At 72.7% G+C, this 14,863-nt stretch carries 16 protein-coding genes; 8 read left to right on the top strand and 8 right to left on the bottom strand.

Going from position 1 to position 14,863, the window contains the following annotated elements:
* Nucleotides 1-11: 11 nt before the first annotated feature.
* Complete coding sequence (trpD, locus tag PKA89_RS12640; protein WP_324419957.1) at nt 12-1,085, bottom strand: anthranilate phosphoribosyltransferase; 1,074 nt, start codon at nt 1,083-1,085, stop codon at nt 12-14.
* 5 nt (nt 1,086-1,090) lie between these two features.
* Entirely contained in the window at nt 1,091-1,537 is a 447-nt protein-coding gene (locus PKA89_RS12635; RefSeq protein WP_324419955.1) for a hypothetical protein, read from the bottom strand.
* Nucleotides 1,538-1,758: 221 nt separating this feature from the next.
* On the opposite strand from PKA89_RS12635, the gene PKA89_RS12630 reads away from it, so the two are divergent.
* The 6 genes from PKA89_RS12630 (at nt 1,759) to PKA89_RS12605 (ending at nt 7,995) form a co-directional block, all read left to right on the top strand.
* Complete coding sequence (locus tag PKA89_RS12630) at nt 1,759-2,343, top strand: heme-copper oxidase subunit III (protein WP_324419998.1); 585 nt, start codon at nt 1,759-1,761, stop codon at nt 2,341-2,343.
* A gap of 58 nt (nt 2,344-2,401) precedes the next feature.
* Nucleotides 2,402-3,214, top strand: a complete 813-nt coding sequence (locus PKA89_RS12625; RefSeq protein ID WP_324419953.1) for a cytochrome c — start codon at nt 2,402-2,404, stop codon at nt 3,212-3,214.
* A 43-nt stretch (nt 3,215-3,257) separates the two neighbouring features.
* Nucleotides 3,258-4,406, top strand: coding sequence for a Rieske 2Fe-2S domain-containing protein (locus PKA89_RS12620; protein ID WP_324419951.1), 1,149 nt, complete (start codon nt 3,258-3,260; stop codon nt 4,404-4,406).
* Nucleotides 4,403-6,151, top strand: a complete 1,749-nt coding sequence (locus PKA89_RS12615) for a ubiquinol-cytochrome c reductase cytochrome b subunit (protein ID WP_324419949.1) — start codon at nt 4,403-4,405, stop codon at nt 6,149-6,151. The genes PKA89_RS12620 and PKA89_RS12615 overlap by 4 nt, the downstream gene beginning before the upstream one ends.
* Before the next feature lie 81 nt (nt 6,152-6,232).
* Entirely contained in the window at nt 6,233-7,636 is a 1,404-nt protein-coding gene (locus PKA89_RS12610) for a serine hydrolase (RefSeq protein WP_324419948.1), read from the top strand.
* 5 nt (nt 7,637-7,641) lie between these two features.
* Nucleotides 7,642-7,995: a metallopeptidase family protein gene (locus PKA89_RS12605; RefSeq protein ID WP_324419946.1), complete on the top strand. Its 354-nt coding sequence runs from the start codon at nt 7,642-7,644 to the stop codon at nt 7,993-7,995.
* A 15-nt stretch (nt 7,996-8,010) separates the two neighbouring features.
* Here PKA89_RS12605 and PKA89_RS12600 read toward each other — a convergent pair whose 3' ends face one another.
* The 3 genes from PKA89_RS12600 to coxB are packed head-to-tail and all read right to left on the bottom strand — an operon-like array spanning nt 8,011 to nt 11,018.
* Nucleotides 8,011-8,424, bottom strand: a complete 414-nt coding sequence (locus tag PKA89_RS12600; RefSeq protein ID WP_324419944.1) for a cytochrome c oxidase subunit 4 — start codon at nt 8,422-8,424, stop codon at nt 8,011-8,013.
* Nucleotides 8,425-8,427: 3 nt separating this feature from the next.
* Nucleotides 8,428-10,170, bottom strand: coding sequence for a cytochrome c oxidase subunit I (ctaD, locus tag PKA89_RS12595; protein ID WP_324419996.1), 1,743 nt, complete (start codon nt 10,168-10,170; stop codon nt 8,428-8,430).
* 26 nt (nt 10,171-10,196) lie between these two features.
* On the bottom strand, nt 10,197-11,018 hold the full coding sequence (gene coxB, locus PKA89_RS12590) for a cytochrome c oxidase subunit II (protein ID WP_324419994.1): 822 nt from the start codon (nt 11,016-11,018) through the stop codon (nt 10,197-10,199).
* Between the two features lie 166 nt (nt 11,019-11,184).
* On the opposite strand from coxB, the gene PKA89_RS12585 reads away from it, so the two are divergent.
* Nucleotides 11,185-12,372 (top strand): aminotransferase class V-fold PLP-dependent enzyme, encoded by a 1,188-nt coding sequence (locus PKA89_RS12585; RefSeq protein ID WP_324419942.1) that lies wholly within the window; start codon nt 11,185-11,187, stop codon nt 12,370-12,372.
* Complete coding sequence (locus PKA89_RS12580) at nt 12,369-12,617, top strand: sulfurtransferase TusA family protein (RefSeq protein WP_324419940.1); 249 nt, start codon at nt 12,369-12,371, stop codon at nt 12,615-12,617. Before PKA89_RS12585 ends, PKA89_RS12580 begins: the two co-directional genes overlap by 4 nt.
* Here PKA89_RS12580 and aat read toward each other — a convergent pair.
* The 3 genes from aat to PKA89_RS12565 form a co-directional block, all read right to left on the bottom strand.
* The gene (gene aat, locus PKA89_RS12575) at nt 12,572-13,279 is read right to left on the bottom strand and encodes a leucyl/phenylalanyl-tRNA--protein transferase (RefSeq protein ID WP_324419938.1); all 708 of its coding nucleotides are present in this window, start codon (nt 13,277-13,279) and stop codon (nt 12,572-12,574) included. The genes PKA89_RS12580 and aat overlap by 46 nt on opposite strands.
* 17 nt (nt 13,280-13,296) lie before the next feature.
* Nucleotides 13,297-14,280: a carbohydrate kinase family protein gene (locus PKA89_RS12570; protein WP_324419936.1), complete on the bottom strand. Its 984-nt coding sequence runs from the start codon at nt 14,278-14,280 to the stop codon at nt 13,297-13,299.
* A gap of 76 nt (nt 14,281-14,356) precedes the next feature.
* Entirely contained in the window at nt 14,357-14,728 is a 372-nt protein-coding gene (locus tag PKA89_RS12565; RefSeq protein ID WP_324419934.1) for an iron-sulfur cluster assembly accessory protein, read from the bottom strand.
* Nucleotides 14,729-14,863: the final 135 nt, after the last annotated feature.

The raw sequence follows: 14,863 nt of genomic DNA, 5'->3' as shown, positions 1-14,863 counted from the left end.
GCCCGGCGCGGTCAGGCGCCGGCGAGCTCGCGGGTCGTCGAGACCCACCGGTCAAGCAGCGCGGCGGCGTCCCCGGCGTCGAGGGCGTGCTCGGCCCGCCGCACCCCGGCGGCCAGCGCCTCGGCGAGGGTCGCGTCCGACGGCGTGCCGTCGAGCCCGGCCGCGACCGCCAGGGCCATCCCCGCGTTGAGGACCACCGCGTCGCGCACCGGGCCGGCGTCACCGGCGAACACCCGCCGCGCGACCTCGGCGTTGAACGCGGGGTCTCCCCCGCGCAGCGCCTCGACCGGCGCCGGAGCCAGCTCGACGTCGTCGGGGCCGACCGACAGCTCGGTGACCGCGCCGTCACGGACCCACCAGACCGTCGACGTCGTCGCGAGGGTCAGCTCGTCGAGGCCGTCGTCACCGCGGAACACGGCGGCCGCGCGGCCGCGCCCGGCGAACACCCCGGCGATGAGCGGCGCGATGCGGGCGTCGGCGACCCCGACGGCCGCGTAGGTGGGCTGGCCCGGGTTGGTCAGCGGACCGAGCGCGTTGAACGCCGTGCCCACCCCGAGGCCCGACCGCGCCACCGCCGCGTGCCGCATCGAGGGGTGGAACGCCGCGGCGAAGCAGAAGGTGATGCCGACCCGGTGGGCCACCTCCGCGACCCGGTCCGGGGCGAGCGAGAGGTCGACCCCGAGCTCCTCGAGGACGTCGGCCGAGCCGGAGGACGAGGAGGCCGCGCGGTTGCCGTGCTTGACGACCCGCAGCCCGGTCGAGGCGACGACGACCGAGGCCATCGTCGAGATGTTGACCGAGTGCATCCGGTCGCCACCGGTGCCGACGATGTCGGTGCTCGGCCCCGGGACCTCGATGCGGTGCGCGTGCTCGAGCATCATGTCGGCGAGGCCGCGCAGCTCCTCGACCGTCTCGCCCTTGGCCCGCAGCGCGACGAGGAAGCCGGCCAGCTGCACCGGCGAGGCCTCGCCGGCCATCACCTGGTCCATCGCCCAGCGGGCGGCGTCGGTGGAGAGGTCCTCGCGGCGGAGCAGGGCGGCGAGGAGGTCCGGCCAGGTGAGGTCGCCGGTCGGCGTGGGGGCCACGCGCGTCAGCCGACGGCGACCCGCTCGCGGGCGAGCCGGGCGATGGCCTCGGCGACCGCGATGGGGTCGAGCGGGTGCGGCACGGCGTCGTCGGCGAGCGACCAGGCGGCGAGCCAGGCGTCCTGCGGGCGGCCGGTGAGGACGAGGACCGGCGGGCAGCGGAAGATCTCGTTCTTCAGCTGGCGGCACAGGCCCAGGCCCCCGGTGGGCGTGGCCTCGCCGTCGAGCACCGCGACGTCGATGCCGCCCGCGTCCATCGCCTCGACGACCGCCTCCGCCGTCGCGCACTCCTGCCACGAGACGACCTCGACGTCGCGGGCCGGCCGGCGGCCGGCCGCCGCCCGCACGGCGTCGCGGGTGGTGATGTCGTCGCTGTAGAGGAGGACCCGGACGCGGTGGATGCCGTCGGTGGCCTGCGTGGACGGGCCCGCGGGGGCGTGCGCATCGCTCATGCAGGCATCGTAGCGAGGGGCCGCCGCGCCGCCCGACACGCCCGCTCACCGGGAACAGGCCGCCGTGGCGACTCGTTGTCGAGCGTTTCGGGGGGTCGCCTCGTCAGACCCCCTCCGGTGTCGGCATAATGCCGTCCGTGGCGACTTCTGCAGCAGCTTCGGTCAAGCACGCGGGACCGGTCCCGTCCATCCCCGGCCAGGGCCCCGCGACGCGGCCGAACATGGTCGCCGTCGGCACCATGGTGTGGCTCTCCAGCGAGCTGATGTTCTTCGCGGCGCTCTTCGCGTTCTACTTCACGCTGCGCGGCCACCTCCCGGACCTGTGGAAGGACCACGCGGCGACGCTCAACGTCCCGTACGCGACGCTCAACACGATCATCCTCGTCGTGTCCTCGGTGTGGTGCCAGCTCGGCGTCCTCCAGGCCGAGCGCGGGGTGGTCGCCCGCCCGGCCGGCACGTCGCTGCTCAAGGTCAGCACGTGGGGCATGCGCGAGTGGTACGTCCTCACGTACGTCTTCGGCGCCGTGTTCATCGCCGGCCAGGTGTTCGAGTACGCCACGCTCGTCACCGAGGGCATCACCCTCTCCTCCGACTCCTACGGGTCGATCTTCTACCTCGCCACCGGCTTCCACGGGATGCACGTGACGGGTGGCCTCATCGCCTTCCTCCTCATCCTCGGGCGTACCTTCACCACCCGCCGCTACAGCCACGCGCAGGCCACCGGCGCGGTCGTCACGTCGTACTACTGGCACTTCGTCGACGTGGTCTGGATCGCCCTGTTCCTCATGATCTACGTCCTGAAGTGACCTCTCCCGCACGCCGACTCGACACACACTCGACACGCAGCAGACGACAGGAAGCATCGTGAACGCACTGGCAGCCCGCCGCCGGCACCCGGCGGCGATCGCCGTCCTCCTCATGCTCGGCCTCTTCCTCACCGGCGCCGTGTACGCCGCCGTCGCGCCGGAGCCCGCGGACGCCACGACGCAGGCGCTGCCGGCCCAGTCGGTCGAGGAGGGCAAGTCGCTCTTCCGCGCGAACTGCGCGACCTGCCACGGCGTCAACGCCGAGGGCCGCCAGACCGGCAACGGCAACCAGATCGCCGGCCCGCCGCTCGCCGGGGTCGGCGCCGCCGCCGTCGACTTCCAGGTCGGCACCGGCCGGATGCCGATGACCCAGCCGGGCACCCAGGCCGCGCGCTCGAAGACGGTGAAGTTCAGCCAGGAGCAGATCGACGCGCTCGCCGCGTACGTCGCCTCCCTCGCCCCCGGTCCGAGCGTCCCCAGCGAGGAGGCCGTCGACCCGACCAAGGGCGACCCCGCGATGGGCGGTGAGCTCTTCCGCGTCAACTGCGCGATGTGCCACAACTTCGCCGGATCCGGCGGTGCCCTGACCCGCGGCAAGTACGCCCCGTCCCTCAAGGACGTCTCCGGCAAGCACATCTACGAGGCGATGGCCACCGGCCCGCAGAGCATGCCGGTGTTCAACGACGCGAACATGTCGCCCGAGAACAAGCGGAACATCATCGCCTTCCTCGACACGATCAACAAGCAGGAGAACCCGGGTGGCCTCACGCTCGGGTCGCTCGGCCCGGTGACCGAGGGCATGTTCGCCTGGGTCTTCGGTCTCGGCATCCTCGTCGGATGCGCCGTCTGGCTCGGTTCCAAGGCCGCCTGACCGCCCGCCGCTCCCCTTCCGTCGACGACAGATCGGTACCCCGATGAACGAGCAGGACCACACCGCACCCGGCACCGAGGTGACGCCCACCGACGGCCACGGCAGCGCCGTGCGCCTCGACGAGGGCCACGTCGTCGGGACGGGCGGCCTCCCCGAGCGGTTCACCAACCCGGGCCTGCCCACGCACGTCCCGCGGATGGCCGACCTCGACGAGGCCGCCGCGCGGCGGGCCGAGAAGCAGGTCGCCACGCTCTTCGGCATCTCCATCCTCGGGACCCTGCTCTTCATCGTCCTGTACTTCGCCCTCGACGTGAACCAGACCGTCTTCGTCCCCGGCGTCGGCGAGACGAGCGCCACGAACGTCGGCCTCGGGGTCTGCCTCGCGCTCAGCCTGCTCGGCATCGGCCTCGGCGCGGTCCACTGGGCCAAGACCCTCATGCCCGACCACGAGGTGGTCGAGGAGCGTCACCCGATGCGGGCCAGCGACGCCGACCGCGCCGAGGCGGTCCGGGTCATGACCGAGGAGGGCGGGAAGTCGCAGATCACCCGCCGCCCCCTCATCAAGTACACGCTCGGCGGCGCCATGGCCCTCTTCCCGCTCGGCCTCGCCCTCCAGGTCGGCGGTTCGCTCGGCCCGATGCCGCAGAAGAGCCTCTCGCTCACCTGGTGGAACGGCGGCCCGAGCGGCCCGGGCGAGGAGCCCACGTTCAAGCCGCTGCGCCTCATGAAGGACCCCGAGAACGAGCCGATCAAGGCCTCGGACGTCACGATCGGGTCGGTCTTCCACGTCATGCCCGAGGGCCTGCTGCCGAACCCGGAGACCGGTGAGGGCGGCGCGAAGCACCTCCTCGAGGAGAAGGCCAAGGCGGCCGTGCTCCTCATGCGGCTCGACCCCTCGCAGATCCAGTCCCAGAAGGAGCTCGCCTGGGGCCACGAGGGCATCGTCGCCTACTCCAAGATCTGCACCCACGTCGGCTGTCCGGTCGGCCTCTACGAGCAGCAGACCCACCACCTGCTCTGCCCGTGCCACCAGTCGACCTTCGACGTGACCCAGGACTGCAAGGTCATCTTCGGCCCCGCGAAGCGTCCGCTGCCACAATTGAAGATCACGGTCGACGACGAGGGCTACCTCGTCTCCGCACAGCCGTTCCGCGAGGCGGTCGGCCCGAGCTTCTGGGAGCGTGGACAGTGAGCACCCACACCACGACCGACGGCGCGCGTCCGGCCGACGCCCTCCGCGCCGGCGACGGGCCGCGCCACGTCGCCCCCTCGGCCGCCGCGAAGAAGATCGGCGGGGTCGCCGGCTGGGTCGACGACCGCACCGGCGCCGCCAAGCCGGTCGGCTACCTCATGAAGAAGGTCTTCCCGGACCACTGGTCCTTCATGCTCGGTGAGATCGCGATGTACTCGATGATCATCTGCCTCATCACCGGCGCCTTCCTCACCTTCTGGTTCATCCCCAGTGCCGGCCACACGATCTACGACGGCTCGTACGTGCCGCTGCGTGGCCAGTCGATGTCCGAGGCGTACTCCTCGACGCTGCACATCTCGTTCGACATCAAGGGCGGGCTGATCATCCGCCAGATCCACCACTGGGCGGCGCTGATGTTCATCGTCGCGCTGACCGTCCACATGTTCCGGGTGTTCTTCACCGGGGCGTTCCGCAAGCCGCGCGAGATCAACTGGGTCATCGGCACCTTCCTCGCGCTGCTCGCGATCATCGAGGGCTTCGCCGGCTACTCCCTGCCCGACGACCTGCTCTCGGGCACCGGCATCCGCGCGATGGCGGGCTTCACCCAGACCTCACCCGTCATCGGTACCTACCTGGTGTACGGCATCTTCGGTGGGCCCTTCCCCGGCGAGATGATCATCCCGCGGCTGTACTCCGCCCACGTGCTGCTCATCCCGGCGATCCTCGTCGGGCTGTTCACCGCCCACATCGGGCTCGTCGCGCTGCAGAAGCACACGCAGTACCCCGGGCCGGGCCGTACCAACGACAACGTCGTCGGCTACCCGGTGATGCCGGTGTACGCCGCGAAGGCCGGTGGCTTCTTCTTCATCGTCTTCGGCGTCATCGCCCTCATGGGCGCCCTGGTCCAGATCAACCCGATCTGGGCGTACGGGCCCTACGACCCCTCCCCCGTCACCGCGGGCTCGCAGCCGGACTGGTACATGGGCTTCGCCGACGGCGCGCTGCGGCTGCTGCCCGGCTGGCTGGAGTTCCACTTCCTCGGCTTCACGCTGTCGCTGAACATCGCGCTCGGCGCGCTCGTCCTGCTGCCGCTCGTCTACACCGTCCTCGGGATCTACCCGTTCCTCGAACGGTGGGTCACCGGCGACCAGCGGGAGCACCACCTGCTCGACCGGCCGCGCAACGCCCCGACCCGCACCGGCATCGGGATGGCCGGCATCACGGCCTACACGGTGTTCATGTTCGCCGCCGGCAACGACATCATGGCGATCAAGCTCGGGATGTCGATCAACGACATCACGTGGTTCTTCCGGATCGCCCTCTTCGTCGCGCCGCCGATCGTGTTCTGGGTGACCAAGCGGGTCTGCCTCTCGCTCCAGCGGCGTGACCGGGACACGGTCCTCCACGGCCGCGAGTCCGGCACCATCGTCCGCACCCCGGACGGCCGGTTCTTCGAGCGGCACGAGGCCGGGCTGCCCGAGGACCAGTGGCTCCTCGTCCAGCACGACGCCGTCGCCCCGCTGCAGCTCGAGCCCGAGGTCGACGAGCACGGCGTGGCCCGGCCCGCGGCACGCAAGGACCGCCTGCGGGAACGGCTCTCGCGCTTCTACTTCGCCGACGCCGTCAACCCGGTCACCCCGGCCGAGCTCGCGGCCGCCCACCACCACGGCCACGAGACCGAGGCCATCGAGGCCCCGGCGCACGCCGGCGAGGTCGAGTCCGCGGGGGCTGCCGAGCGGCACTGACCCCGCTCGTCCACCGAGGCCGCACCCGCTCGCCGGGTGCGGCCTCGGTGCGTCCCGGCCCGCGCGCCTAGGCTGGAGCGCGTGACGACGCCGGTGCCGACGCCCCTGCCCCGCTCGCGGCCCGAGGACGAGGGTGTGCTGCCCGCCGCCCTCGACGCCCTCCTCACCCGCTGGGCGGCGGTCGGGGTCGAGGCGCACGGGCTGACCGTGCTCCGCCGCGGCCGGGTCGTCGCCGAGGCCGCCTGGGCGCCCTACCGGGCCGACAGTGCCCAGCTGGTCTACTCGGTGAGCAAGACGCTCACCGGCTGCGCCGCCGGCCTGGCCGTCGCCGAGGGGGTCATCTCGCTCGAGGACCGGCTCGTCGACCTCTTCCCCGAGGCGGCCGACGTCGCCGGACCCCGTGCTGCTCGGCTGACCCTGCACCACGTCCTGTCGATGTCGACCGGCCACCGCGAGGACACCCTCGACTGGCTGATGGCCGACGGCGACTTCCCGCGGCACTTCCTCTCCCGCGAGCCCGAGGAGGAACCGGGCTCCTGGTTCGTCTACCACAACGGGGCCACGCTCATGGCGGCCCTGGCGGTCCAGCGGCGCACCGGCGAGCGGCTGCTCGACCACCTGCGCCCCCGGCTGCTCGACCCGCTCGGCGTCGAGGTGTCGGCCCGGCCCCGCAGCGACGGCCTCGACATCGGGTACTCGGGGATGCACCTGAACACCGAGGGCATCGCGCGGCTCGGCGAGCTGCTCCGCCTCGACGGGGTGTGGCAGGGCCGCCGGTTGCTCCCGGAGGGCTGGGTGGGGCGGATGACCGGGTTCCGCGTCGACACCACCGCGCACCCCGACCCGACGGACTGGCACCAGGGCTACGGCTACCAGGTGTGGCGCTCCCGGCACGACGGGTTCCGGGCCGACGGCGCGTGGGGCCAGTACGCCCTCGTCCACCCGGCCGCCGAGCTGGTCGTGGCCGTCACCTCGTGCAGCACCGACACCCAGGCCCTCCTCGACGCCGTGTGGGAGGAGCTGCTCGCGGCCCTGGCCGACGGCCCGCTCCCTCGGGACGACGCGGCCCACGCCCGGCTCCTCGAGCGGCTCGGTGCCGCCGCGCTCCCACCCGCCGCGTCGACGGCGGCACCGGACCGTCCCGGGCCGTGGACCTTCGCCCACGCGCCCGACGAGGACCACCCCGCGCTGCGCTCCCTGCGGGTCGAGGCCAGCGGAAGCACGCACGCCCCGTGGCGGCTCGTCGTCGACGACGGCGCCGAGCTCGTCCTCGCGGCCGGCGACGGCGCGTGGGAGGACACCGACGGCCCGTTCTCGGCCTCCGCCGGCTGGAGCGCCCCCGGGGTCCTCGAGGCCCGCGTCGCCGCGACGGCGACCCCGCACGTGCTCCACCTGCGCGGGGAGGACGGCGTCCTCACCGCCCGCTGGAACGGCCGTCCGCTCGGCTGGGCGGCCCTGCGCGGCCTGCGGGCCCCGGGGACGTGACACACGTGCGCCCGCTGACTCCCGAGCAGTTCGACGCGATCGTCGAGGACGCCCTCGACGAGGTGCCCGAGGAGCTGATGGCGATGCTCGACAACGTCGTCTTCCTCGTCGAGGAGGAGCCGCCCGCCGACGACCCGGAGCTGCTCGGCGTCTACGACGGCGTGCCGCTCACCGAGCGCGGGGACGGCTGGGGGGCCGGTGCGCTGCCCGACCGGATCGTCCTGTTCCGCGGGCCGCTGACCCGGATGTGCGAGGACCTCGAGGAGCTGACCGAGGAGATCGCCGTGACCGTCGTGCACGAGATCGCGCACCACTTCGGCATCGACGACGACGCCCTCCACGAGCTCGGGTGGGGCTGAGGCCGATCGCGGCGCTCAGAGGGCGTGCGGGCCCTTCCAGTACTCGAAGGTCCAGCCCACGAGGGCAGGGATCGCGAAGAACGCCCCGATGATGAAGAGCCACCAGCCGACGGCGAGGCCGAGGAAGCAGGTCGCGGCCGCGGCGCCGAGGAAGAGCGGCTGCCAGCTGTGCGGGCTGAAGAAGCCGTACTCGCCCTGGATCTCGTCGATCTCCCCCAGGGGGTCGTCGGACGGGTCGATGTCCAGCTTGCGGCGGGTCATCCACACGTACCAGGCGATCATGAACCCGAGCAGGCCACCGAGGATGAGCCCGATCGTCCCGACCCACTCGGTCCCGAGGGTCGTGGACGAGGTCCAGAGCCCGTAGATGGTGGCCATCGTGAAGGCGAAGACCCCGACGAGCATGCCGAGTCGTTCCATCGCGCGCATCGGTCAGTCCTCCTTGCGCTCGTCGACGAAGGCCTTGTCGTGCAGGTCGGCCGGGCCGAGGGCCGAGACCAGCCCGCTGTCGCCCGAGTGCCCCGCGTCGTGGACGCCGGCGACGGCGGCCTCCGGGTGGTGCAGGTCGAACGCGGGTCGCTCGGACCGGATCCGGGGGATGCGGTCGAAGTTGTGCCGGGGCGGCGGGCACGAGGTGGCCCACTCCAGCGACGCGCCGTAGCCCCACGGGTCGTCGGTCTCGACGAGAGGCGCGTACCGCCACGTCTTCCAGACGTTGTACAGGAACGGGATCATCGAGGCGCCGAGGAGGAAGGCACCGGCGGTCGAGATCTGGTTGCCCAGCGTGAAGCCGTCCTCGGGCATGTAGTCGGCGTAGCGCCGGGGCATGCCCTGCGCGCCGAGGATGTGCTGGACGAAGAACGTCGTGTGGAAGCCGATGAACAGCATCCAGAAGTGGACCTTGCCGAGCTTCTCGTCGAGCATCCGGCCGGTCAGCTTGGGCCACCAGAAGTAGAACCCGGCGAACATCGCGAAGACGACGGTGCCGAAGACGACGTAGTGGAAGTGGGCGACGACGAAGTAGCTGTCCGAGAGCTGGAAGTCCAGCGCCGGGCTGGCGAGGATGACGCCGGTCAGGCCGCCGAAGAGGAAGGTGACGAGGAACCCGAGCGCCCAGAGCAGGGGGGTGGAGAAGTCCAGCTTGCCGCCCCACATCGTGCCGATCCAGTTGAAGAACTTCACGCCGGTCGGCACGGCGATGAGCATCGTCATGATCGCGAAGAAGGGCAGCAGCACCTGGCCGGTGACGTACATGTGGTGGGCCCAGACGCTGACCGAGAGGGCCGCGATGGCGATCGTGGCGTAGACGAGGGTCTTGTACCCGAAGATCGGCTTGCGCGAGAAGGCGGGCAGGACCTCGGAGATGATCCCGAAGAACGGCAGGGCGATGATGTAGACCTCGGGGTGCCCGAAGAACCAGAAGATGTGCTGCCACATCAGCGCCCCACCGCTGGAGGCCTCGAAGATGTGCGCTCCGAACCGTCGGTCGGCGCCGAGCGCGAAGAGGGCCGCGGCGAGGGCCGGGAAGACGAGGATCACGAGGATGGAGGTGACGAGCACCGTCCACGTGAAGACCGGCATCCGGAACATCGTCATGCCCGGCGCGCGCATGGTGAGGATCGTCGTGATGAAGTTGACCGCGCCGAGGATGGTGCCGAAGCCGCTGAGCGCGAGGCCGAAGACCCACAGGTCGCCGCCGATGCCCGGGCTGTAGGTGCTGTCCGAGAGCGGGGCGTAGGCGAACCAGCCGAACGCCGCGGCGCCGTTGGGGGTGAGGAAGCCGGCGCCGGCGATCAGGCCACCGAAGAGGTAGAGCCAGTAGGCGAACATGTTCAGCCGCGGGAACGAGACGTCGGGCGCCCCGATCTGCAGCGGCATCAGCGCGTTGGCGAAGCCGGCGAACAGCGGTGTCGCGAAGAGCAGCAGCATGATCGTGCCGTGCATCGTGAACAGCTGGTTGTACTGGTCGGGGTTGTCGACGATCTGCAGCCCCGGCTCGGCGAGCTCGGCCCGGATGAGCAGGGCCATCACGCCGCCGACGAGGAACCAGGCGAACGAGGTGATGAAGTAGAGGTTGCCGATGACCTTGTGGTCGGTCGTCGTCGCCCACTTCACGACGGTCGCGCCCGGCGACAGGCGGCGGGTGCGCGCGGGGGCGCCCGCCTCGCGGAGCATCGTGGTGTCGGTCGCGGCGCTCATGCTCAGTTCCCTCCGCCGGTCGGGACGGTCTGACCCTGCATCAGCTGCTCGCGGTTGAGCGTGTTGCCCAGCAGGCCCGTCTGGTCGGCCGCCCGCAGGTCGGCCATGTGCTGGTCGTAGTCGGCGCGCGAGACGACCTTGACGTTGAAGAGCATCTGGGAGTGGTAGGCGCCGCACAGCTCGGCGCACTTGCCCTTGAACTGCCCCTCCACGGTCGGCACGACCTGGAAGCGGTTGACCCGCCCCGGGATGATGTCCATCTTCTGGAGGAAGGCCGGCACCCAGAACGAGTGGATGACGTCGCGCGAGGTGAGGACGAACTCGACGCGCTCACCGACCGGCAGGTAGAGGGTCGGGATGGTCTTCTCGGCGCCGGGCTCGCCGGTGAGGATGGCCTGGGTGCCCACCTCGTGCACGTCGTCGTCGAGGTAGTTGAAGTCCCAGCTCCACTGCTTGCCGACGACGTTGATCGTCACGTCGGGCTTCTTCGAGGTGTCGACGAGGGCCGACTCGTCGCGGGCCGTGTAGTAGAAGAACACGACGACCATGAGCATCGGGACGACCGTGTAGAGGATCTCGATCGGGATGTTGTAGCGCAGCTGGACCGGCAGCTCGGTGTCGTCCTGGTGGCGGCGGTACGCGCCGATGCACCAGACGATGAGGCCGATGACGAGCAGGCCGACGCCGATGAGCGTGATCCAGGCGCCGATCCACAGCGTGGTGACGCGCTCGCCGCCCTCGGTGACCGCGTGCGGGAGCCATCCGGTGGAGGCGTCACCGCGCAGGTCGCCGCTGGCGCAGCCGCCCAGGGCGAGGGTGCCCAGGACGCCGGCGAGGACCAGGGCGCCGCGGCGCCGGAACGGTCGGCCGGGCGTGGAGGAGTCGTGCTGGCGCACCGCTGCACCCTTCGTGTCGAGGAGCGAGGACGATCGCAGCAAACCCTACTGCACGGGTACCTCGGGAGGCATGCAGGGGGGCTACCGTCGAGCCGTGCCGCACAGCCCTGTTGAACCGTCCCCGGAGGGCGTCCGCGCGGGGCCGGCGGACGCGCCCGCCGAGGGGGTCCTCGACGCCTCCCGCGGGCCGCTCCACCCGCTCGCCGCCCGCACCCTCGAGGCGGCCGTCGGCGTGGCGTGGGCCGACCCGACGCGGGTCCACGGTCCCGGCCGCGCCGCCCGGGCCCACCTCGACACGGCGCGGGCCGTGCTGGCCGGGGCGCTCGGCGTCCGGCCCGGTGAGCTCTCCGTCCACCCGAGCGCCGAGGACGCCCTCGCCGTCGGGCTCGAGGGCCTGCGCCACGCCCGGCGCCGGACCGGTGACGTCGTCGTCGCTGGAGCCGCCGAGCGCTCGGTGCTCCTCCTGCGGGCCGGGGACGCCGCCCCGGTCCCGGTCGACGGGCTCGGCCGGGTCGACGCGGCGGCCTGGGTGGCGGCGGTCGCCGCGCCGGGGGTCGCCGCGGCCGTCCTCCAGACGGCGAACGGCGAGGTCGGCACCCGGCAACCGGTCGCGACGCTCGACGCCGCCGCCCGCGCCGCCGGTGTCCCCCTCCTCCTCGACGCCACGGCATCGCTCGGGCGCGACCCGCTCGGCCCCGAGGGGTCGGTCGTCGTGGCCGACGCCGCCTCCTTCGGTGGGCCGCCGCTCGGCCTGCTCGGGGTGCGCACCGGCACCCGCTGGTCCCTCCCCGGCCCCCGGGCCGAGGCCGAGCAGGGGCGGGTCCTCGCGGCGCCCTGGGTCCCGCTGGTCCTCGCCGCGGCCGAGGCGTGGCGGCAGACCGAGGCCGCGGCCGCCGAGGACGCCACGCAGGCCCGCGCGCTCGTCGCCCGGGTGCGGGCCGCGGCCGCCGGCATCCGCGACGTCGAGGTGCTCGGCGACCCCGACGACCGCCTCCCCCACGTCGTCACCTTCAGCGTCCTGCTCGCCGACGGCGAGGCGCTCGTCGACGAGCTGGCCCGGCGCGGGCTCGCCGTCGCCTCCGGCTCGGCCTGCACCTCGAGCGTCCTGCGTCCGAGCCACGTGCTCGCCGCGATGGGGGTGCTGACCCACGGCAACGTGCGGGTCGTCCTGCCGCTCGCCTCGGTCTCCCCGGGCCGGGAGGCCGACGTCGAGCGCCTCCGGGCCGAGCTGACGGACGCCGTGCGGACGGTCCGGCGCCGGATGGGGACCGAGGACCTGTGAGCGAGCCCGCACTCGTCGACGCCCGGGGCACGCGCTGCCCCGTGCCCGTCGTCCGGGTCGCCCGGGTCGCCCGCGACCTCTCCCCCGGTGACGTCGTGGTCCTCCTCGCCGACGACGTCGCAGCTCGCTCCGACGTCCCGGCCTGGGCCCGGATGCGCGGGCACACCGTGACCCTGGCCGACGAGGAGGGCTGGACCCGCTACACCGTGCTCGTCGACGGAGCCTCGGCCGCGAGGTCGACCTGAGGCGCCTCGAGCGCGACGGCGAGGCGGCGCAGGTACTCCTCGCGCGGCCACTCCCGGGCCCCGAGCCGGCGCAGGTGGTCGGTCGCCCACTGCACGTCGACCAGCCGGCGCGGGTCGCCGTCGGCCTCGAACCGGCGGACCAGCGCGACGAGCGCCACCTTGGAGGCGTCGCGGACGCGGTGGAACATCGACTCCCCGGCGAACAGGCCGCCGACGGACACGCCGTAGAGGCCGCCGACGAGCTCGCCGTCTCGCCAGACCTCGACGCTGTGCGCCCACCCGAGCTCGTGGAGGCGCGTGTAGGCCGCCTCCACCTCCGGCGTGATCCAGCGGCCCTCGCGCGCCGGGTCGGCGCAGCCGGCGACGACGTCGGCGAAGGCCCGGTCGACGCTCACCTCGAAGCGGCCGAGCACCTTGCGCAGCGACGGCCGCACGCGCAGGGCTCCCGCCGGGATGACGCCGCGGGGGTCGGGCGACCACCAGCCGACCGTCCCCCGCCCGTCCCGGCCCAGGCCCATCGGGAAGAGCCCCAGCCGGTAGGCCTCGAGGAGGGTGCCGGGCTCGAGGTCGGCGCCTGCCGCGACGAGGTCGTCCCCCGGCGTGGCCCGGGCGGCGTCGAGGAGCCAGCCGGTGTGCGGCGGCTCGACGGGCGGGAAGACCACCGGGGGCCTCCGGGCCCTCAGTCGCGGGCGGTGCGCACGTGCGGGGCGATGTCCGCCGCCGCCTCGGCGCCGTAGGCCGCCGTGACCCGGTCGAGGAACCCGCTCCGACCGACCGAGTACTCCTGGGTGCCCACCGTCTCGAGGACGTACGCCGCGAGCACCGAGCCGATCTGCGCGCACCGCTCGTGCGAGAGCCGCCCGGCCAGCCCGACGAGGAACCCGGCGCGGAAGGCGTCGCCCACCCCGGTGGGGTCCACCCGCTCGACCTCACCCGCCACCGGCACGTGGACCGGGTCGGCGCCGCGGGTGCGGATCTCGGCGCCGTCCTTGCCGAGGGTCACGACGCGGGTGGTCACCCGGTCGTCGATCTCCTCCTGGCTCCAGCCGGTCTTGGTCGAGGTGAGGTGCGACTCGTACTCGTTGGTGATGAGGATGTCGGCGCCGTCGACGAGCTTGCGGATGAACGGCCCGTCGGCGAAGGCCAGCTGCTGGGAGGGGTCGGCGACGAAGGGGATGCCCCGCGCCCGGCACTCCTCGGTGTGCCGGAGCATCGCCTCGGGGTCGTCGGCGCCGACGAGGACGAGGTCGAGGTCCCACCGCTCGTGGATCGGACCGAGCTCGATCATCCGGGCCTCGGACATCGCCCCGGAGTAGAACGTCGCGATCTGGGCCATGTCGTCGTCGGTCGTGCAGACGAACCGGGCGGTGTGCTGGGTGTCCGAGACGTGCACGTGGTCGGTGACGACGCCGTGCCGGGTCAGCCAGCTGCGGTAGTCGCCGAAGTCCTCGCCGGCGGCGCCGATGAGCAGCGGGCGCGCCCCCAGCACGGCCATCCCGAAGCAGATGTTCCCGGCCACCCCGCCGCGGCGGATCTCCAGCCGGTCGGCGAGGAAGCTGACCGAGATCTTGTCGAGCTGCTCGACGACGAGGGAGTCGGCGAACCTCCCGCGGAAGGTCATGAGGTGGTCGGTGGCGATGGACCCGGCGACGGCGATCTGCACGCGAGCAACCTACCCGGACCCCGGGGACGCGGACGGGCCCGGACCCCCCGAGGAGGTCCGGGCCCGTCCGGGGGCGTCAGCTGAAGCTGTCGCCGCAGGCGCAGGAGCTGCCCGCGTTGGGGTTGTCGATCGTGAAGCCCTGCTTCTCGATGGTGTCGGAGAAGTCGATCGTCGCGCCCTCGAGGTACGGGGCGCTCATCCGGTCGACGACGACCTCGACGCCCTCGAAGTCGCGCACGAGGTCGCCGTCGAGGGTGCGCTCGTCGAAGTAGAGCTGGTAGATGAGGCCGGAGCAGCCGCCCGGCTGGACGCCGACGCGCAGCCGCAGGTCGTCGCGACCCTCCTGCGCGAGCAGGGAGGCGACCTTCGAGGCGGCGACGTCGGTGAGGAGGACGCCGTGCGCGGCGACCTCGGGGGTGGCCTCGGTGGTCTGGAGCTGGTCGCTCATGGTGAGGACTCCTCGGTGCTGTGGGTCTGGGGCGCGTCCGTGGCGGGCGCGTGCTCGGGGCCGGTGACCCGGCCTCGTGGGGTGAACCGCGGGGACGGGCCCGGTGTTCCCGGGGTTCCTCCACTGTACGTCGCG

Source organism: Phycicoccus sp. (genome assembly GCF_035325325.1).
In the GTDB taxonomy this organism is placed as follows: domain Bacteria; phylum Actinomycetota; class Actinomycetes; order Actinomycetales; family Dermatophilaceae; genus Phycicoccus.
Note: the sequence above shows the minus strand (reverse complement) of the source record. Positions and strands in the feature narration are given on the sequence as shown.